This is a genomic window from Streptomyces sp. NPDC059906 (assembly GCF_042730645.1).
Lineage (GTDB): Bacteria > Actinomycetota > Actinomycetes > Streptomycetales > Streptomycetaceae > Streptomyces > Streptomyces rubrogriseus.
In genome coordinates this window covers 110,848-129,285 of sequence record NZ_JBHWKU010000002.1, presented here as the reverse complement: position 1 = coordinate 129,285, position 18,438 = coordinate 110,848, and the positions used below count along the sequence as shown (strand labels likewise).

Below are 18,438 nucleotides of genomic sequence, written 5' to 3'. Positions count from 1 at the left end.
AGTGAGCGCCATGGAGGTCATGGAGAGGCTCACCCGGCGGGAACAGGGCGAGGCACCGGCACCCTGGCGGCGATCGCGCCGCGGGCGCCGGGTGCTGATCGCCTCCGTGGCCGGGGCCGCCGTGCTCGGCGGGGTCCTGGTGCTGCTCCCCTGGGGGGCCGGTGACGCTCCCCCGCCCGCACCCGGGCCCGCGGCGCTGGCGCGCGGGGCGGTCACCACCGGCGTGCCCGCCGCGCTGCCGGACCTGGCCGCGCTGATCGGCGACCGGGAGACCCATCTGCGGGCGCATCCGCTGGACGGGGCGTCGTGGGCGGTGCTCGGCGCCGCGTACGTGGAGCAGGGCCGCCGGACGGCCGACGGCGCGAACTGGCCGAAGGCCGAGAAGGCGCTGCGCGCCTCGCTGCGGACGGGGCCGAAGCGCAACCCGCAGGCGCTGGAGGGGCTCGCGGCGCTGGCCGTGGCGCGGCGGGACTTCCCGGCGGCGAAGAAGTGGGGCGAGAGCGCGGTGAAGGCGGCGCCGAAGCGGTGGACGGCGCACGCGGTGCTGATCGGCGCGTACACCGGGCTCGGCGACGACAAGGGCGTGGGCCGCGCCCTGGACAAGGTGATGGAGCTGCGCCCGGGCACTCCGGCCGTGGGCGCGCTGGCGGCGGCCGTCTACCGGGACCGGGGCTGGCGGGAGGACGCGGCGGCCCGGATCTCGGACGCGGCGGCGGCCGCCGCGGCACCGGCACAGCGGGCGGCGTACCTGGAGCAGGCCGGGCGCCTCGCGTTCGAGCGCGGGGACCGGACGGAGGCGCTGCGGTTCTTCCAGGAGGCGCTGCGCACCGACCCCGACCAGCGGGCCGCGCAGGCCGGGCAGGGCCGGGCGCTGGCGGCGCTGGGCCGGACGACGGAGGCGCTGTCGGCGTACCAGGCGGCGCTGGCCAAGCGGCCCAGCCCCGAGTACGCGCTGGAGCTGGGCGAGCTGTACGAGTCGCTGGGCCTCGGCCAGGCCGCGCGGGTGGAGTACGACCTGCTGCGGGAGCGGGCGCGGGGCGCGGAGGCGGCCGGGGCCGACGAGCAGTTGGTGCTGGGGCTGCTCGACGCGGACCACGGCGATCCGGCGGCGGCGGTGGAGCGGCTGCGGGTGGAGTGGGGGCGGCAGCCGGGGACGGCGGTCGCCGACGCGCTGGGCTGGGCGCTGCACCGCACCGGTGCGGACGAGGAGGCGCTGGAGTTCGCGACGATCGCGACCGACGGCGACAAGGGCGGCGGGGTGCGCAGCGCGCTGTACGTGTTCCACCGGGGGGTGATCGAGAAGGAGCTGGGGCGGTACGGGCCCGCGCGGCGGCACCTCGGGGAGGCGCTGACGATCAACCCGTACTTCTCGCCGCTGCGGGTGCCGGAGGCGAAGCGGGCGCTGGCGGAGCTGGGCGAGCCCCCGGTGGAGGGCCCGCCCGACTAGACGCGCTCGGCGTCACCAGGTGGCTCAGAGGTTGCCGCGCTTGTCCTGCTCGCGCTCGATCGCCTCGAACAGGGCCTTGAAGTTGCCCTTGCCGAAGCCCATGGAGCCGTGGCGCTCGATCATCTCGAAGAAGACGGTCGGGCGGTCCTGGACCGGCTTGGTGAAGATCTGCAGCAGGTAGCCGTCCTCGTCCCGGTCGACGAGGATCTTCAGCTCGCGCAGGACGTCGACGGGCACCCGGGTCTCGCCGGCCCACTCGCCGAGCGTGTCGTAGTACGAGTCGGGGGTGTCCAGGAACTCGACGCCTGCCGCCCGCATCGCGCGGACGGTCGCCACGATGTCGTTGGTGTTCAGCGCGATGTGCTGGACGCCGGCGCCGCCGTAGAACTCCAGGTACTCGTCGATCTGGGACTTCTTCTTGGCGACGGCGGGCTCGTTGATCGGGAACTTCACCTTGAGGGTGCCGTCGGCCACGACCTTCGACATCAGCGCGCTGTACTCGGTGGCGATGTCGTCGCCCACGAACTCCTTCATGTTCGTGAAGCCCATGACCTTGTTGTAGAAGCCGACCCACTCGTTCATGCGGCCGAGTTCGACGTTGCCCACGCAGTGGTCCACCGCCTGGAAGACCCGCTGCTCGGGCGGGGCGACCATCGGCTTGGCGGCGACGTACCCGGGCAGGTACGGGCCGTCGTAGCCGGTGCGCTCGACGAGGGTGTGCCGGGTCTCGCCGTAGGTGGCGATGGCGGCGAGGACGACGGTGCCGTGCTCGTCCTTGACCTCGTGCGGCTCGGCGAGCGAGCGGGCGCCGTGCTCGACGGCGTAGGCGTGGGCGGCGCGCGCGTCCGGGACCTCGATGGCGAGGTCGACGACGCCGTCGCCGTGCTCGGCGACGTGCTGGGCCAGGAAGGTGCCCCAGTCGGTCGAGGGCTTGATCACCGAGGTGAACACGAAGCGGGCGGAGCCGCTCTCCAGGACGTAGCTCGCGGTCTCCCGGCTGCCGTTCTCCGGTCCGGAGTACGCGACCAGCTTCATGCCGAAGGCGGTGGAGTAGTAGTGCGCGGCCTGCTTGGCGTTGCCCACGGCGAAGACGACCGCGTCCATTCCCTTGACCGGGAAGGGATCGGCCTGCCGGGCGGTGTCGGGAGTGTGGTGTGTGGTCTGCGTCATAGCCGCAGGTTCTCCCCTGTTCGCAAGGTGCGCAATAGTTTGCGTTTTCACTGGGCAACATGACCAGTGACGTGCGGGTGCGGGCGGGCGATCTGTACAGGATGACCAGCAGGGAGGGTGCGGGTATGGCGGGTACGGGGATCGACCGGCTGGACGGGCGGATCATCGGTCTGCTGGCGCGGGAGCCGCGGATCGGGGTGCTGGAGATGTCCCGGCGGCTCGGGGTGGCGCGCGGCACCGCGCAGGCGCGGCTCGACCGGCTTCAGTCGAACGGAGTCATCCGCGGCTTCGGTCCCGAAGTGGACCCGGCGGCCCTCGGCTACCCGGTCACGGCGTTCGCCACGCTGGAGATCAGACAGGGCCAAGGGGCCGACGTACGGGCGCACTTGGCGGCGGTGCCGGAGGTGCTGGAGCTGCACACCACGACCGGCACCGGGGACATGCTGTGCCGCCTGGTGGCCCGCTCGAACGCCGATCTCCAGCGGGTGATCGACCGGGTTGTCGGTTTTGATGGCATCGTCCGGGCCGCCACGGCGATCGTCATGGAGAACCCCGTTCCGCTGCGGATCATCCCGCTGGTGGAGCAGGCGGCCGGGGACAGCGGCGGACACGACTGAGACGGACACGACTGAGACGGGACCGATCCCGGAGGTGAGCGGACGTGAACTTCTGGGACTTCCTGGGCAGCCGCCACCAGCAGCTGCTCGCCGACGCCGGCCAGCACGCCAGCGCGGTCTTCCAGTGCATGGTCGTGGCGACCCTGATCGGGGTGCTGATCGGCGTCCTCACCTACCGCAGCGACTGGGCGGGGAACCTGGCGACCCTGACCACGTCGACCATCCTCACCATCCCGTCGCTGGCCATGATCGGTCTGCTCATCCCGATCGTCGGCCTCGGCGTGCCGCCGACGGTGACGGCGCTGACGCTGTACGGGCTGCTGCCGATCGTGCGGAACTCGATCGTGGGCCTGCGCGGCGTCGACCCGGCGCTGGTGGACGCCGCCAAGGGCATCGGGATGTCGCGTCCGGCGCGGCTGCTGCGGGTGGAGCTGCCGCTGGCCTGGCCGCCGATCCTGACCGGCATCCGGGTCTCCACCCAGATGCTGATGGGCATCGCGGCGATCGCCGCCTACGCCTCCGGGCCGGGCCTCGGCAACGAGATCTTCCGCGGGATCGCCTCGCTGGGCAGCAAGAACGCGCTCAACCAGGTCCTCGCGGGCACGCTCGGGATCATCGTCCTGGCCCTGCTGTTCGACGCGGCGTACGTGCTGCTGGGACGGCTGACCATTCCGAGGGGGATCCGTGTCTGAGAACGGTCACGACAGCGCCACCGGGGCGACCATCGAGCTGGAGGCCCTCACCAAGCGCTACCCGGGCACTGCGCAGCCCGCCGTCGAGAACGTGTCGATGGAGATCAAGGCCGGGGAGACGGTCATCTTCGTGGGGCCCTCGGGCTGCGGGAAGTCCACCACCCTGAAGATGATCAACCGGCTGATCGAGCCCAGCGGCGGCCGCATCCGCATCAACGGCGAGGACGTCACCGACATCGACCCGGTGAAGCTGCGCCGCAAGGTCGGCTACGCGATCCAGTCCTCCGGCCTCTTCCCGCACATGACCGTCGCCCAGAACATCGCGCTGGTGCCGAAGATGATCGGCTGGTCGAAGGCGCGGATCAGGGAGCGGGTGGAGGAGATGCTGGACCTGGTCGGCCTGGACGCCGGGGAGTTCCACGGCCGCTATCCGCGCCAGCTGTCCGGCGGCCAGCAGCAGCGGGTGGGCGTGGCGCGGGCGCTGGCGGCCGATCCGCCCGTGCTGCTGATGGACGAGCCGTTCGGCGCGGTCGACCCGATCACCCGGGACCACCTCCAGGACGAGCTGATCCGCCTCCAGCACGAGCTGCACAAGACGATCGTCTTCGTCACCCACGACTTCGACGAGGCGATCAAGCTGGGCGACCGGATCGCGGTGCTCCGCGAACGCTCCCACATCGCGCAGTTCGACACCCCGGAGGCGATCCTCACCAACCCGGCGGACGACTTCGTGTCCGGCTTCGTGGGCGCGGGCGCGGCCCTCAAGCGCCTGAACCTGACCCGGGTGCGGGACGTGGGCATCACGGACTACCCGACGGTGACCGTGGAGGACCCGCTCCAGCACATCTTCGACCGGCTGCGGGAGTCGGGCACCAACGAGATCCTGCTCCTGGACCGGCGCGGGCGCCCCTACAAGTGGCTGCGGCGCGGCGACCTGATGCGGGCCAGGGGCTCGCTGGCGCGGGCCGGGACGCTGGTCCACGACACGGTGACCCGGGACGCGACGCTGCGGGACGCGCTGGAGGCGGTGCTCACCGACAACGCGGGGCGGGTCGCGGTCACCGGGCGGCGCGGCACGTACGAGGGCGTCGTCGACATGGAGACGCTGATGAACTCCGTGCACGAACTGCTGGAGGCCGACCGGCTGGACGCGCTGGAGCACCAGCACGACCTGGAGGAGACCCGGGCCACCCAGACGCACACCGAGCAGGAGGGCTTCGGCGAGGTCGGAGGCCGCGCGTGAGCAGCTCCGCGCGCCGCTTCCCCGGCCGCCGCCCCGAGGGCGAGCACGAGGTCAAGGGGCTCGCCTTCCGGGACGAGGGCGGGGACGAGAACGGGGACGAGGCGGAGGGCGGGTCGCAGGGCGGGGCTCCCCCGCCGTCCCCGGTGGCGGCGGGCCCCCGGGTCGGCTGGCGCAAGCTGACCTTCCTGCCGGTCGTCCTGATCGCCGTACTGCTGGCGACCTGGCTGTGGTTCCGGCAGGCGGACCTGGACGCGCTCAGCCAGAACGCCCTGGGCAACGGCCAGGTCACCAAGGCCCTGTGGCAGCACGTCCAGCTGACGGTGATCTCCACCTTCTTCGTGCTGATCATCGCCATCCCGCTGGGCATCCTGCTCACCCGCAGGGCGTTCCGGAAGGCCACCCCGTTCGCGATGGCCTTCGCCAACATGGGCCAGGCGACCCCGGCGATCGGTCTGCTGGCGCTGCTGGTGATCTGGCTGGGCATCGGCCGCCGGGCCGCCCTGATCGGCATCATCATCTACGCCGTCCTGCCCGTCCTGTCCAACACCATCGCCGGCCTGAAGGCGAACGACCCGACGCTCCTGGAGGCGGCCCGCGGCATCGGAATGTCCCCGCTGGGCGTCCTCGCCCGGGTGGAACTGCCCCTGGCCGTCCCGCTCATCCTGGCGGGTGTGCGTACGGCCCTGGTCCTGAACGTCGGTACGGCGACGCTGGCGACCTTCGGCGGCGGCGGGGGCCTGGGCGTGCTGATCACCACCGGCATCACCAGCCAGCGGATGCCGGTGCTGGTGCTGGGCTCGATCCTCACCGTCGCCCTCGCCCTGCTGGTGGACTGGCTGGCCTCGCTGGCCGAACTGCTGCTGCGGCCGCGGGGACTGGAGGTGGGCACATGAGACGGCGTACCTGCTGGGCGCTGGCCGCCGCACTCCTTACCGCCTCCGCCGGGTGCGGCCTGACCAGCGGCTCCCCGATGGTCGACGACGTGGAGCCGGGCTCGATCGGGAAGGGGCGCCCCCTGGAGGGCGCCGATCTGACGGTCACGTCGAAGGAGTTCACCGAGCAACTGGTCCTCGGCGCGATCATGGGCATCGCCTTCGAGGCGGCCGGGGCCGAGGTGCTCGACCGCACCGGCATCCAGGGCTCGGTCGGCACCCGCGCGGCGGTCGAGAACGGCGACGCCGACGCCACCTACGAGTACACGGGCACCGCGTGGATCACCTACCTGGGCAACAGCAAGCCGATCCCCGACCCGGAGCAGCAGTGGAAGGCGGTGAAGGAGGCCGACGCGAAGAAGGGCCTGACGTGGCTGGAGCCGGCCCGCCTGAACAACACGTACGCGCTGGCGATGAACCAGGCGAACTACAAGAAGTACCGGACGAAGACCCTCTCCGAGGTCACCGCCCTGTCCAAGTCGGACCCGGGCGCGGTGACGCTGTGCGTGGAGGGCGAGTTCGCCAACCGCGCGGACGGCCTGCCGGGCCTGGAGAAGGCGTACGGCATGTCGCTGCCCGCCGGGAACATCACGCAGATGGACACCGGCATCATCTACACCCAGACCGCGAAGGGCGCCTGCACCTACGGCGAGGTGTACACCACCGACGGGCGGATCAAGTCCATGAACCTGGTGGTGATGGAGGACGACAAGAAGTTCTTCCCGAACTACAACGCGGCGCCCATGGTCCGCACGGCCACGCTGAAGAAGTGGCCGGCGATCGCGTCGGTCCTGGACCCGGTCACGAAGGCGCTGACCAACGACGTGGCGCAGACCCTGAACGCGAAGGTCGACGTGGACGGCGAGGACCCGCACCAGGTGGCGCTGGACTGGATGAAGGAGAGGGGTTTCGTGAAGGAGGGATAGGGCCGCGTTCCGTTCTCGCGGGGTTCAGCAGGCGGGCACGTCGCCCTTGCCGCTCTCCAGCGCCTTCAGCGAGTCGACCGCGCCCTTGAGCGTCGTCACCGGGATCAGCCGCAGCCCCTTCGGCAGCTCGGCCCGCGCGTCCGAGCACTCGGCCTTCGGCACCAGGAAGACGGTGGCCCCGTCCCGCCGGGCGGCCTGCGTCTTGAGCGGAACCCCGCCGACGGCACCGACCTTGCCGCCGTCGGTGATGGTCCCGGTCCCGGCGACGACCTCGCCCCCGGTGAGATCGCCGGCGCCGAGCTTGTCGACGATGCCGAGCGAGAACAGCAGCCCGGCGCTGGGCCCGCCGACGTCCTCCAGCCGAAGCTCGACGTCGACGTCGCCCTGGTCCATCCGGAGGTACCGGAGCGCGGCCGTGGTGGCCGAGTCCTGGGACTCCTTCATCTGCTCCTGGTTGTACCGCTCGATCTCGCTCACGTCGTCGCCGCTCGGGTAGACGGCGTCGCGCGGCATCACCGCCCGGTCGGTGTCGAACCAGCTGCCGAGCACGTCCCCGAGGTGGATGCTCGCGTCCGGCCCGGTCGCCTCGATCGTCGTCATCCGCAGCTGGCCGCTGGTGTCGTGCGTCGGCGCGCCACTGATCGTGATCACCTCGGCGCCCTGGTTCTTCCCCAGCACGTCGGCCGTCAGCCCCGGCTGCGCCACGGAGAACGGCAGGGGCGCGAACAGGGCGGTCGCGAGCAGCGCCACGACGGGGAGACCGCAGACGGCGAGGAACCGGGGACGCGTGAGACGAGAGAGCACGGAGTCAATCTAACGTGGCGGTCCCGGTGGCTCGGACGCCCGGGCACGGCCCCGTCTCACCGCAGTCTCACCGCAGTGCCTCCGCCACCTCCCGGGCGGCGTGCTTCACGCGTTCGCCGACCCGTTCGGGGACCACGTCGGCCAGCATCACCACGCCGACGCTGCCCTCCACCCCCGTGACGCCGAGCAGGGGGGCCGCCGCGCCGCAGGCGCCCGCCTCCAGTTCGCCGTGGGTGAGGGTGTAGCCGGGGTCGTCCACGGCCTCACCGCCGGTGGGCCGGGGCGGCTGGCGGGCGGCCAGGATCGCCTTGCCCGCGGCGCCCCGTTCCAGGGGGTGGCGGAAGCCCGCGCGGTAGGCGACGTGGTAGTCGGTCCAGGTCGGCTCCACGACCGCGACGGCCAGCGCCTCGGCGCCGTCCACCAGGGTCAGGTGGGCCGTCGCCCCTATGTCCTCGGCCAGCGCGCGCAGGGCCGGCATGGCGGCCTCGCGGACCAGGGGGTGCACCTGGCGGCCCAGGCCCAGTACGCCGAGGCCGACGCGGGCGCGGCCGCCCAGGTCGCGGCGTACGAGTGCGTGCTGCTCCAGCGTGGCGAGCAACCGGTACACGACGGTCCGGTTGACGCCCAGTTTGTGGGACAGCTCGGTGACGGTCAGCCCGTGGTCCGTATCGGCCAGCAGTTTGAGGACGCGCAGTCCCCGGTCGAGCGTCTGAGAGGTCTCCGCGGTCACGACGCCCACTCCTTAGTGGTGAGGTCGGCGGCCCTCATCGCGGCGGATGCGTCACCGAGTCCCGTCAGTGACGCGCTTCAGAGGCCGCCGATCGGCTGACGGCCCGGCCTTGTCCCGGGCCCAGTCGCTTCACGGCTGCGCTCCGCGGCGGCGCTGCCACGGGGCGTGCGTAGCGGGACAGTAAAGGACCCGGTTCGCTCAGCGGAAGGCTCCGTCCAGAATCCGGGCGCCAACCGTTATCAACCGCCTGTGTTTGTCCCAGTACGTACCGCGCACGCCCTCGGCACCGGCGCCCCGCGCGTCACTTCATCCGCGTCGCCCACTCCTGGACCTTGGCGATGCGCTGGCGCAGCTGGCCGCCGGTCGCCTCGGCGCTGGGCGGGCCGCCGCACACGCGGCGCAGTTCGGTGTGGATCACGCCGTGCGGTTTGCCGCTCTGGTGGACGTAGGCGCCGACCATGGTGTTGAGCTGCTTGCGCAGCTCCATCAGCTCCTTGTGGGAGACCACCGGGCGGCGTTCGGCGGGCAGTTCGAGCAGGTCGGCCTCTTCGTCGGGCTTCTTGCGGCTGTGCGCGATCTGCCGGGCCTGCCGCTTCTGGAGGAGCAGCTGCACCTGGTCGGGCTCCAGCAGTCCCGGGATGCCGAGGTAGTCCTGCTCCTCCTCGCTGCCCGGGTGGGCCTGCATGCCGAACTCGGCGCCGTTGTACATGACCCGGTCGAAGGTGGCCTCGGACTCCAGCGCCTCGAAGGAGAACTGCTCCTGCTCGCCGGTGTCCTCGTCCTGCTCCCGGTTGGCCTCGTCCATCTCCTTCTCGGACTCGGCGTAGGGGTCCTCCTCGCCCTCCTTCTTGGGCTTGTCGAGGACGTGGTCGCGCTCGCGCTCCATCTCGTTGGCGAAGGTGAGCAGATCCGGGACGGTCGGGAGGAAGACGGAGGCGGTCTCGCCGCGGCGCCGGGAGCGGACGAAGCGGCCGACGGCCTGGGCGAAGAAGAGGGGGGTGGAGATGGTGGTGGCGTAGACGCCGACCGCGAGGCGGGGGACGTCGACGCCCTCGGACACCATGCGGACGGCGACCATCCAGCGGTCGGTGCTGTCGCTGAACGCGTCGATGTTCCTGGACGCGCCGGTGTCGTCGGACAGTACGACGGTGGCCTTGTCGCCGGTGATCTCGCGGATCAGCTTCGCGTAGGCGCGGGCGGAGTCCTGGTCGGCGGCGATAACGAGCGCCCCGGCGTCCGGGATGGCCTTCCTGACCTCGGTGAGCCGCTGGTCGGCGGCGCGCAGCACGGCCGGCATCCACTCGCCGCGCGGGTCGAGCGCGGTGCGCCAGGCCTGGCTGACGGCGTCCTTCGTCATGGGCTCGCCGAGCCGGGCCGCGATCTCGTCGCCCGCCTTCGTGCGCCAGCGCATGTTGCCGCTGTAGCTCATGAAGATGACGGGGCGCACGACGCCGTCGGCGAGCGCGGAGCCGTAGCCGTAGGTGTAGTCGGCGGCGGAGCGGCGGATGCCGTCGTTGCCCTCCTCGTACGCCACGAAGGGGATGGGGTTGGTGTCCGAGCGGAAGGGCGTGCCGGTGAGCGCGAGGCGCCGGGTGGCGGGCTCGAACGCCTCCAGGCACGCCTCGCCCCAGGACTTGGAGTCGCCGGCGTGGTGGATCTCGTCGAGGATGACGAGGGTCTTGCGCTGCTCGACGCGGTTGCGGTGCAGCATGGGGCGCACGCCGACGCCCGCGTAGGTGATGGCGATGCCCTGGTACTCGCGGCTGAGCGGGCCCGCGCTGTACTCGGGGTCCAGCTTGATCCCTATCCGCGCCGCGGCCTCGGCCCACTGCTTCTTCAGGTGCTCGGTCGGCGCGACGACGGTCACCTGCTGCACGACGTGGTGGTGCAGCAGCCAGGACGCCAGCGTCAGCGCGAAGGTCGTCTTTCCGGCGCCGGGGGTGGCGACGGCCAGGAAGTCCCGGGGCTGGTCCTGGAGGTACTTCTCCATCGCCCCCTGCTGCCAGGCCCGCAGCTTGCCGGCGGTGCCCCAGGGGGCACGGCCCGGGAAGGCCGGGGACAGGTGGTGCGAGGTGCTGGAGCTGGCGGTGGTAGTCACGGTCTCCGAAGGGGGTAGAGCGGCTCGGCCACGTATGACAACCGGGCCACCCTACCGGCGGGCCGGAGCGATCACCGCGCGCACGGGGGCGGGTCACCCCCGGGTGGGACGGACGTCACAACCCGCACCCGGCGGCGGTACGAGGGCCCGGGAGACGTCTGGGGGCTCACCGCTCCCGCACCCGTGTCGCCACCCACGCCCCGGCCAGCGCCACCGCCGCCATCGGCAGGAACACCGCCGCGAAGGCCGCCGGGTGGGAGCTGTTCGCCGCACCGGCCTCGGTGGCCGCGTGGCTGACCGTGCCGCCGCCGAGGGCCGCGAAGGCCGCGCCCCCGGCCGACAGCAGGACGACGTTGGAGAGGCCGTCGGAGATCTGGAGCGCGGCGGAGTTGGTACCGGCCTCCTCGGGGGCGGAGAGCTTGAGCAGGAGCACGCTGGTGGAGGAGATCACCAGACCCATGCCGAAGCAGCCGAAGGCCCAGGCGACGGCCACGGTCCAGGCCGGGACGGCGTCGATCAGCACGCTCGGCGCCGTCGCGACGGCCGCCGCGACCAGGAGCATGCCGAGGGCCATCAGACGCTCCCGGTACGGCTCCAGACGCGGCCGGGACTGGAGCCACGAGCCCCCGGCCCAGGTCGCGCCGCCGGCCGCGAGGGAGAGTCCGGCCAGTGTCGGGCTGAGCCCCCGCTGCGTGACCAGCATCAGCGGGACGAAGGACTCGGCGGCGATGAAGGACCCCGCGGCCACCCCGCGCAGCAGAACCACGGAGGGCAGACCGCGCACCGCCCGGTAGGTGCCGCGCGGCAACAGCCCGAGCACGGCGGGCACGAGCAGCGCCACGCCCACGGCTCCCGGGAGCAGGGCGATCGGGCGCAGGTCCTGGGCGGCGTACTGGAGCAGACCCGCGCCCAGTGAGACGGCGAGGGCGAGGCGGATCCGGCGCCCGTCGAAGGAGGCCGGGGTATCCCCGCCCCCGACGGCGCCGGACGCGCGGCTGCGTATCTGCGGCAGCGCGAGGGCGAGCGGGACGACGACCAGCACCGGGATGCCGACGAACACCCAGCGCCAGCCGAGGTGCTCGGTCACCGCGCCGGAGGCCAGTGGTCCGACGACGGACGGGACCACCCAGCCCGCCGCGAACGCCGCCATGATCGCGGGTCGCAGCCGCTCCGGGTAGGCCCGGCCGACGACGACGTACAACGCGACGATCACCAGCCCGCCGCCGAGCCCCTGCACGGCCCGCCCGAGGATGAACAGCCACATCGCGCCCGCCGTCCCGGACAGCACGAGCCCGGCCGCGAAGGCGGCGATGCCGGTCGTCAGCGGCGTCAGCGGCCCGCGCCGGTCCGACCACTGCCCGGAGAGCACCATCCCGAACAGACTGGTCGTGAAGTACCCCGAGAACGCGAACGCGTACAGCGACACCCCGTCCAGCTCCCGCGCCGCCACCGGCATCGCCGTACCGACCGCCGTCGCCTCGAAGGCGATCAGCACGATGACGGAGACGATGCCGATGCTCAGCGCCCGGTAGGCGCGGCTCAGCACGGTGTCGTCGGGGGCGGCTGCGGGGACGGAGGACTCGGCGGGGACGGCGACATCGGTGTCGCGGGGCTCAGGGACGGTCATGGTCGCCAGAGTAAGGGCCGCGACCTGCTTTTACCCCTGTCGAGAGACGGTACGGGCCCGGGACCTTGGTCGTACGACCCGGCAGCCCCCCGCCGCCCCGCCCTACCGTCGAGGCACCGAGTCACAGACCCGGCCGTGTGCCCGAGTGGCCCAGGGGCTCGCCTGCGCTGCATTCATCAGCGAGCTCCGCTCGCGGGGAGTTACGCGGGTTCGACTCCCGCCCCGGCCTCCAGCCGTCTGACAGGCGAGCGAGCAGGCAGCAGTCAAGCAGTGGACAGCAAAAGGCCTTGGTCCGAGACAAGTCTCCGCATACGGGCGGCCACATCCCGCGGGCCGAGCTCCGTCACGGCCGACAGCGCACTCAGCCTCCGACTGGAAGACCAGATACCGGTCGTCGGCGGCTGGAACGGCATGACCGCTATGCCCTCGGCGGCGAATGGGGCCGGGTCGAGGTAGGTCACTCCCCCAGTCCCGCACGCGTACGCGCGGGCACCGGTCACGGCACAAAGGTCGGCGAGCCGCTGAGAGCGTCCCGGCCTGGAGGGCAGGTCGCTGCTGATCAGGACTTGGCCCTGCCAGCCGAGCGAGTCCAGCAACAGGCGGGTGGAGACCGTGGCGACGGCGGCGATCCTCCCCGTGTCGAAGGCGTCCAGCACCCCGTCCAGCAGTTCGGCGAGGGCCGACCAGTGTGGGCCGGCTCCGTAGTACTGGCGCAGCATCCCCATGGTCTTCCGGCGGGCCCTGCCGGAGTCGACGATCAACGCGTCCCGGACGAGAGTCGGCCTGCCCTGGGGAAGACGGGTGGGGACGGTGAGCCACTGCCGGCGGCTCGGTGCGTCGAGGGCGCCGAGGCGTGCTCGGTGCTGGTAGTCGCGGCGGGCGAACTGCACGTCGTCCAGGACTATCCAGTAGTCCGCCGCGAAGAGCTTGGCCAGTGTGGCCAGTCTCGGGAACAGGTTGGGCTGGTGAATCGCGCACAGCCCGCCCGGCTCCGGCAGGTCAGGAAGCGATGAGGCGGCTGGTGAAGCCGTCACGGATGAGAGACTCGTACGCTCCACGCACGTCCTCCGGTACTTCCTGCTCAATGGCGAATCCGAGCTTCGGATACTCGATGACCCGCTGGAGGTCACCGACGAGCATGTCCAGGACGAGCTTCTCGTCGCCGATGGACTTCACGTAGTCGTCGAACTCCAGCGGCTCCGACGCGCAGCGGACCTCGACGTCGGGCCACACTTTGCGAGCGGTCGCGAACGACCTCCGCTCCATGTAGGGCTTGGACACCAGCATCACCGTGGTCGGGGTGATGCCGGCGGCGGCGAGGACCTCGCGGGAGAGGGTGATGTTCTGGCCCGTGTTACCGGCGTTCGGTTCCAGCAGGATAGCCCCGGCGGGGACGCCCAGGTCGATGGCGTGCTCGCGAAAGTGGACGGCCTCGCCGCGCGGGAAGACCTCGGCGGTGGTGGGGCTGTTGCCGCCGGTGAAGACCAGGGTCGGGAACAGCTCCGCGCGGTACAGCTCTGCGGAGTGGGTGGCGACGCCGAGGTCGTGGCTGCCCAGCCCGATCGCCACGTCGGCGGGTCGCAGCTGGTGGTGCATCTGGTGGTAGTCCCAGATGAGCGCGGCGCGACGCCACTGGTTCTCGGTGATGGCCTGCTGCTTGTCGCTCACGCGTTTCTCCCTGGTCACCGTCGCCGGGGGCCGATCGGCCCCTCCTTCATGGCCTTGATGCCCTCGATACTGCGCAGTTGGTGCACGAGTCCGTACCGCGCGGCTGTGCGGGTGGCTTGATCGAGGACCTGGAGCCCATCATCCCGCGTCGCTGTGTCGGAGAGCAGGACGTGGCCGTGGGCGGTGTCCAGCCGTACGCGTTGCATCGGTGAGTCGGTGGTCCCGCTGCTGCGGGCGATGTCGACGAAGTGCAGGGCCTGGGTGAGGTCGCCGGCGCCTCGGCGGGCAAGGGCGAGTTTCTGGTGGGCCACCGACCAGTCGTCGGGTTCGGTGAGGGCCTCGAAGTCTCGGGTCGCGGCCTGCATGACCCGGGTCGCGTAGTCATGCCGACCGTTCTTGCTCAGCGCCGTGCCCACCCACAGGCGGGCCCGGGCGCGGTCACGGTGGGAAAGACGGTCGTCGACGGCGAGGCTCTCGTATTGGCGGGCGGCTGCCTCCAGCCTGCCGGACATTTCCGTGACCACCGCGAGGGAAAGGTCGAGTTGGGCAACACGACGCGGGATGTCGAGCCGGGTGAAGACCGCGCGAGCACCGGCGTAGGAGTGCTGGGCGGAGAGTGGGCCGAGAACGGAGCCCTGATCACGCCTGAGGTCACCGAGCAGTGCCGTCGAGCGGGCAAACAGATACAGCCCCTTGTCATCCAGTCCCTGGGCATCGAACCGCGCCAACCAGCGGCTGAGCAGGCTGTCGGCGAAGGCGAAATTCTGACGGGAAAGGGCGACCACCACACGGTCCAGGTCGTCAGCCCACGATTCGTACTCCCAGGCTCGGGGTCCGGCGGCAGTGACGCGCCGCCCAGCGCCCTGCACAGTGCTGGCCATCTCGGAGAGGAGAGTCTCGAAGCGCAGGTGGGCAGGAGCGTCCGCACGTCCGAGGGCGGTGTCGAGGATGGCCCGGGTGTCGGGTCTGGGCTCGGTTTTCGCGCGCTTGCTCTCCCACTTCGAGACCGTCGCGACCGCCACACCGAGGTGCTCGGCAAAAGCCCGCACGCTCAGACGCAGGGCGAGACGCAGAGCCCTGGCCTCCAGACCGGTCCAGTGGTGCACGGTTGCCACGCCTCGCTCCCTTCCACCGCCATCGAAGCAGATGCAGGGGAAAGGGCGGGACGGAAGTAGGACGAAAGTAGAACAGCGGGTGATTGGCCGGGAGTTCGACGACCTCCATGCTCAGGAACGTCACCACGTGTCGGCCCTTTGGACGGTCTCTCCTATGGAAACTCTCACGGAACATCGCCTGGTCAGCGGACCTGTCGTCTACGGATTTCTGCGGCTGGTGCGCGTCTCCGAAGCCCGGAGGGAGGCGCTGGTCGCCTCGCTCGCCGATTACTCCCGCGGCCACGAACTGACGTTGTCCGGCATCTTCGCCGAACGCACGGCAGGCGCCGGCCCCGGCTCGGCCCCCTTCACCAGCCTGCTGGACGCGTTGGCCCTGCCGGACGTCTACGGCGTGCTCGCCCCGGCCCTGTCACACCTTGGCCCGAGGGCGATAGCCGCTGAACGAGGCCGAAGGATCGAGGCCGTCGGGTCCCGGCTGCTGCTGGTTCGCCGATCCCGCCCCACATGCCCGTCGGCCACCTCCATCACGGTGACCCACTGCCACAGCCCGGAAGCCGTCCGCCTCCTGGAGACCGAGTCATGAGGACAGCGATGAACAAAACGGTGCAGCGCTTCTTCGAGGCACGCCCCGAGTCGGTGGGGCAGGCGAGGAACTTCGTCTCCACGACCCTGACCGGTTGGGGCTGGGCGGAACGGCACGACGACATCCGCCTCTGCGTCTCCGAACTCGCGACGAACGCGATGATCCACGGCACTGTCGCCGACCACGGGTTCCTGGTCCGTCTCAACGCCGAGGACGGCTTTGTACGCCTGGAGGTGCACGACAGCCGCCGCCGACGCCCCGAGCCCCGTCAGACCGCCGCCACCGACTTGTCCGGACGCGGTCTCGTCCTGGTGGCCGCGCTCGCCGACGGCTGGGGCGTCCACGACCGCACACCGCTCGGAAAGATCGTTTGGTCCTGCTTCAAGGTCGCATGACGTATGACCGCGTCAGGACCGGGTCTTTGGCTGGGTGCCCACGGCTCGGGCGAGCGTTCATGAACGGCATATGGCAGTCGTGTTGCGGCCCGCCCGGATCCCTTGAGCACATCCCCGGCCCCGTCCTACCGTCGAGGCACCGAGTCACAGACCCGGCCGTGTGCCCGAGTGGCCCAGGGGCTCGCCTGCAAAGCGAGTTACGCGGGTTCGAATCCCGCCACGGCCTCTGCCCACCTGAAAGGGGGGACCCGGAAAGGTGTCTCCCTTTTACTCCTCCGTCTCAGACGCCGTCTGTGGCGGGGCGTAGGACGGCGTCATTGCCCTGCAAAGAATCGCTCACAGCATCAAGCAGATCGCTGTGGGCACGTCCGAGTGTGTACCTCTGTTGCTCCTCACGAGCCCTCCACTCAGCCCTGACTTCGTTCGTCGCCGTCATGATGCCGCGGGCCCACTCCTCAATCGCAGCGTGGTACTGCTCGATCAACTGCCAGAGCTCACGTGACGCCTGATGTACCCGAGCAGGTCTGAGGAGACGAAGAGGGAAGTAGGCCCTCGAATCTCGTTCACGCTGGAGCTATAGGCGCTCCAGACGTCGTGGTCTCCGCCCCCATACGCGCCCCACGGACCGCAGCCAGTCCACCCATGGCTGCGCCACCAAGCGCCCCGACCAGTCCGACACCCGCCGTCACCAACGCCACAAGTCCTTCGTCCATGGCGGGCAGGATGTCCCGGACGAAGAACGGATGCGCACGAATTCGGGCAGGTAGGGTCGCCACCTCTCTCATCGGAGAACTGTGGGCCGGAGCCGCCCCTAAGCCCGGGGCGGGCCGACCGCGACGATGGAGCACGTGATCTCCCTCCACATGAGCGAGAAGACCGGCACGCCCCGCGCGGAGACGGTCGGCGTACGATGACCATTTCGGGGGGGGACATGGTCAGGAGAACGTACAGGTGGTGCGCGGCGACCGCGGTGGCGCTGCTGCTGGCAGGTTGCGGAGAGTCGCCGAAGAGCGAGAGCACAACCGGCAAGGCGGCGCTCACGAAGGAACAGGTCGGCCTGACGCTGCCGGACGGCGAGGCCATGACGGGCTGGAAGCAGTCCCTCCAGCCCACAGCCGTTGAGATGGACAAGCTGTACCGCTCGCAGGCATGCCCCATCAATGGCAACGCCGGCTGCGAGAACTCCCGTTTCTTCGGCACCGCGGCCTTCCAGCGCGAAAACCCGCCCGCTTCCGTCACCTTCCAAGTCGTCGCCTACGACAGCGAAAAGGCCGCCCAGGACGCGTACGACGTGCTCTGGGACGGCTACTACGGCAACCAGGCCAGCGTGACGGGCCAAAAGGCCAGGAACCTGAAGATCGGCCCGATCGGTGACGAGCACGACGCCCGGCTCGGCACCTCCGGCTTCCATGGCGAGCCCGGCGCCATCACCCAGACCCGGGTCGGCACCACGCTGCTGTGGACCATGGAGAAGGCCGCGCACAAGGGTGACATCGACGAGGACGGCATTCGAGACCTGGCCTCGATGCTCGCCGAGCGGTCGCAGCAGGCTCAGAACGGCAACGAGCCCTCCGCCGCGCTCAACGGCTGACCGCGCGGCACCTCGGGCTCCGTGCCGCCCAACTGTCGGCGCCCGCTTCGTCGGTCCCCGCCACGGTCTCCAACCGCTCCGCCCGGCGCAGTGCCCAGAGGGTGAGGGCGAGGGCGGAGACGTCCGCCACCAGGGGGTGGAGGGTGCCGTCGGGTGTTCTCCACGTCAGGACGGTGCCCGTGGTGCCGTCGACGACCACGTGGGCGCCGTCCGCGAGGCGGCCCAGTCGTACGAGGTGGTCGGCGCCGGGCGGGGCCGGGTGCTCGGGGTGGTCCTCGACGTACTCCGCCAGGGTCGGCAGCGGCAGGTCGTCCGTGTCGAGGCGGAAGGGGTGGGCGTCCTCGGGCAGGCCCGTGTCGCGCAGGAAGCGGCGGGTGGGCTCGTGGGTGAGGGTCCTCGGGAAGTCGATGTCCTCGAAGCGGGTCACGCCCTGACGGCCGAACTCGCGGTCAAGGAAGCGGGGCGGCAGGTCCCGGGTGGTCCCCGGCTCCGCGCGGTGGGTCATTGCCAGGAGCAGGCAGCTCATCAGGGTGGACGTGTTCCACAGCGACGGCCGCTCGCCGCTCGCCTGGGGCCGCCGGGAGGCGCCGCGGGTCCAGGACGGGTCCTCCACCGTCGTCGCGAGGCGGACCCGGGTCAGCAGCGAGGGAGCCGCCGTCCGGGCATCCGCCGCCGCGCCCCGCGTGATCGTCGTACCGCCGGTGACCGCGTGCATCGTCTCCCCCGAGAAAGTATGGCCATCCGCGTGCCGGCGGTTGCCGTTCGCGCTCCTTCGGAGACTACGCGCCACCACTGACAAC

The 18,438-nt window shown here is 71.1% G+C and carries 18 protein-coding genes and 2 tRNA genes; 11 read left to right on the top strand and 9 right to left on the bottom strand.

The window, feature by feature from the left end:
* Window positions 1-10 precede the first annotated feature (10 nt).
* Entirely contained in the window at window positions 11-1,447 is a 1,437-nt protein-coding gene (locus ACFV9J_RS03435) for a tetratricopeptide repeat protein (protein WP_385349163.1), read from the top strand.
* A gap of 24 nt (window positions 1,448-1,471) precedes the next feature.
* On the opposite strand, the gene hppD is transcribed toward ACFV9J_RS03435, so the two are convergent.
* Window positions 1,472-2,617, bottom strand: coding sequence for a 4-hydroxyphenylpyruvate dioxygenase (hppD, locus tag ACFV9J_RS03430; RefSeq protein ID WP_385349161.1), 1,146 nt, complete (start codon window positions 2,615-2,617; stop codon window positions 1,472-1,474).
* A 125-nt stretch (window positions 2,618-2,742) separates the two neighbouring features.
* On the opposite strand from hppD, the gene ACFV9J_RS03425 reads away from it, so the two are divergent.
* Genes ACFV9J_RS03425 through ACFV9J_RS03405 form a run of 5 tightly spaced genes read left to right on the top strand, consistent with a single transcriptional unit; the run spans window position 2,743 to window position 7,027 of the window.
* Window positions 2,743-3,234: an Lrp/AsnC family transcriptional regulator gene (locus ACFV9J_RS03425; RefSeq protein ID WP_385350085.1), complete on the top strand. Its 492-nt coding sequence runs from the start codon at window positions 2,743-2,745 to the stop codon at window positions 3,232-3,234.
* A 44-nt stretch (window positions 3,235-3,278) separates the two neighbouring features.
* Window positions 3,279-3,926, top strand: coding sequence for an ABC transporter permease (locus tag ACFV9J_RS03420; protein ID WP_385349158.1), 648 nt, complete (start codon window positions 3,279-3,281; stop codon window positions 3,924-3,926).
* Window positions 3,919-5,169 carry a betaine/proline/choline family ABC transporter ATP-binding protein gene (locus ACFV9J_RS03415; protein WP_385349155.1) on the top strand — a complete coding sequence of 417 codons (1,251 nt, stop codon included), beginning with the start codon at window positions 3,919-3,921 and terminating at the stop codon, window positions 5,167-5,169. Before ACFV9J_RS03420 ends, ACFV9J_RS03415 begins: the two co-directional genes overlap by 8 nt.
* Window positions 5,166-6,062, top strand: a complete 897-nt coding sequence (locus ACFV9J_RS03410) for an ABC transporter permease (protein ID WP_385349152.1) — start codon at window positions 5,166-5,168, stop codon at window positions 6,060-6,062. The genes ACFV9J_RS03415 and ACFV9J_RS03410 overlap by 4 nt, the downstream gene beginning before the upstream one ends.
* Entirely contained in the window at window positions 6,059-7,027 is a 969-nt protein-coding gene (locus tag ACFV9J_RS03405; protein WP_385349149.1) for a glycine betaine ABC transporter substrate-binding protein, read from the top strand. The genes ACFV9J_RS03410 and ACFV9J_RS03405 overlap by 4 nt, the downstream gene beginning before the upstream one ends.
* A gap of 24 nt (window positions 7,028-7,051) precedes the next feature.
* Here ACFV9J_RS03405 and ACFV9J_RS03400 read toward each other — a convergent pair whose 3' ends face one another.
* From ACFV9J_RS03400 to ACFV9J_RS03385, 4 genes are all read right to left on the bottom strand, one after another.
* A complete protein-coding gene (locus ACFV9J_RS03400) occupies window positions 7,052-7,831 on the bottom strand; it encodes a S16 family serine protease (RefSeq protein WP_385349146.1) in 780 nt (259 codons plus the stop codon).
* 67 nt (window positions 7,832-7,898) lie between these two features.
* Window positions 7,899-8,561 carry an IclR family transcriptional regulator gene (locus ACFV9J_RS03395; protein WP_115746407.1) on the bottom strand — a complete coding sequence of 221 codons (663 nt, stop codon included), beginning with the start codon at window positions 8,559-8,561 and terminating at the stop codon, window positions 7,899-7,901.
* A gap of 301 nt (window positions 8,562-8,862) precedes the next feature.
* On the bottom strand, window positions 8,863-10,659 hold the full coding sequence (locus tag ACFV9J_RS03390; protein ID WP_385349142.1) for a DEAD/DEAH box helicase: 1,797 nt from the start codon (window positions 10,657-10,659) through the stop codon (window positions 8,863-8,865).
* Between the two features lie 166 nt (window positions 10,660-10,825).
* Entirely contained in the window at window positions 10,826-12,286 is a 1,461-nt protein-coding gene (locus ACFV9J_RS03385; RefSeq protein ID WP_385349140.1) for an MFS transporter, read from the bottom strand.
* A gap of 131 nt (window positions 12,287-12,417) precedes the next feature.
* Here ACFV9J_RS03385 and ACFV9J_RS03380 point away from each other — a divergent pair.
* Window positions 12,418-12,518: transfer RNA gene (locus tag ACFV9J_RS03380), tRNA-OTHER, on the top strand.
* A 31-nt stretch (window positions 12,519-12,549) separates the two neighbouring features.
* Here ACFV9J_RS03380 and ACFV9J_RS03375 read toward each other — a convergent pair.
* From ACFV9J_RS03375 to ACFV9J_RS03365, 3 genes are read right to left on the bottom strand one after another with little or no spacing between them, the layout of a single operon-like run.
* Window positions 12,550-13,320, bottom strand: coding sequence for a WbqC family protein (locus ACFV9J_RS03375; RefSeq protein WP_385349137.1), 771 nt, complete (start codon window positions 13,318-13,320; stop codon window positions 12,550-12,552).
* Window positions 13,286-13,954 carry a YdcF family protein gene (locus tag ACFV9J_RS03370; RefSeq protein ID WP_385349134.1) on the bottom strand — a complete coding sequence of 223 codons (669 nt, stop codon included), beginning with the start codon at window positions 13,952-13,954 and terminating at the stop codon, window positions 13,286-13,288. The genes ACFV9J_RS03375 and ACFV9J_RS03370 overlap by 35 nt, the downstream gene beginning before the upstream one ends.
* Before the next feature lie 14 nt (window positions 13,955-13,968).
* A complete protein-coding gene (locus ACFV9J_RS03365; protein ID WP_385349132.1) occupies window positions 13,969-15,069 on the bottom strand; it encodes a helix-turn-helix domain-containing protein in 1,101 nt (366 codons plus the stop codon).
* Window positions 15,070-15,223: 154 nt separating this feature from the next.
* Between ACFV9J_RS03365 and ACFV9J_RS03360 the strand changes: the two genes are divergently transcribed.
* The 4 genes from ACFV9J_RS03360 (at window position 15,224) to ACFV9J_RS03345 (ending at window position 17,638) form a co-directional block, all read left to right on the top strand.
* Entirely contained in the window at window positions 15,224-15,652 is a 429-nt protein-coding gene (locus tag ACFV9J_RS03360) for a hypothetical protein (RefSeq protein WP_385349129.1), read from the top strand.
* A gap of 8 nt (window positions 15,653-15,660) precedes the next feature.
* Window positions 15,661-16,047 carry an ATP-binding protein gene (locus tag ACFV9J_RS03355; RefSeq protein ID WP_385350082.1) on the top strand — a complete coding sequence of 129 codons (387 nt, stop codon included), beginning with the start codon at window positions 15,661-15,663 and terminating at the stop codon, window positions 16,045-16,047.
* A 154-nt stretch (window positions 16,048-16,201) separates the two neighbouring features.
* Window positions 16,202-16,273, top strand: a tRNA-Cys gene (locus ACFV9J_RS03350).
* Window positions 16,274-17,017: 744 nt separating this feature from the next.
* The gene (locus ACFV9J_RS03345) at window positions 17,018-17,638 is read left to right on the top strand and encodes a hypothetical protein (protein ID WP_385349126.1); all 621 of its coding nucleotides are present in this window, start codon (window positions 17,018-17,020) and stop codon (window positions 17,636-17,638) included.
* On the opposite strand, the gene ACFV9J_RS03340 is transcribed toward ACFV9J_RS03345, so the two are convergent.
* On the bottom strand, window positions 17,628-18,353 hold the full coding sequence (locus ACFV9J_RS03340) for an SUKH-4 family immunity protein (protein WP_385349123.1): 726 nt from the start codon (window positions 18,351-18,353) through the stop codon (window positions 17,628-17,630). The genes ACFV9J_RS03345 and ACFV9J_RS03340 overlap by 11 nt on opposite strands.
* Between the last annotated feature and the right edge of the window lie 85 nt (window positions 18,354-18,438).

Excerpts from the sequence above, each read along its gene's own strand:
- ACFV9J_RS03355 (WP_385350082.1), top strand. The coding sequence starts at position 15,661 with ATGAACAAAACGGTGCAGCGCTTCTTCGAGGCACGCCCCGAGTCGGTG.
- ACFV9J_RS03385 (WP_385349140.1), bottom strand. The coding sequence starts at position 12,286 with ATGACCGTCCCTGAGCCCCGCGACACCGATGTCGCCGTCCCCGCCGAG.
- ACFV9J_RS03425 (WP_385350085.1), top strand. The coding sequence starts at position 2,743 with ATGGCGGGTACGGGGATCGACCGGCTGGACGGGCGGATCATCGGTCTG.
- hppD (WP_385349161.1), bottom strand. The coding sequence starts at position 2,617 with ATGACGCAGACCACACACCACACTCCCGACACCGCCCGGCAGGCCGAT.
- ACFV9J_RS03360 (WP_385349129.1), top strand. The coding sequence starts at position 15,224 with ATGGAAACTCTCACGGAACATCGCCTGGTCAGCGGACCTGTCGTCTAC.
- ACFV9J_RS03405 (WP_385349149.1), top strand. The coding sequence starts at position 6,059 with ATGAGACGGCGTACCTGCTGGGCGCTGGCCGCCGCACTCCTTACCGCC.
- ACFV9J_RS03435 (WP_385349163.1), top strand. The coding sequence starts at position 11 with ATGGAGGTCATGGAGAGGCTCACCCGGCGGGAACAGGGCGAGGCACCG.
- ACFV9J_RS03340 (WP_385349123.1), bottom strand. The coding sequence starts at position 18,353 with ATGCACGCGGTCACCGGCGGTACGACGATCACGCGGGGCGCGGCGGCG.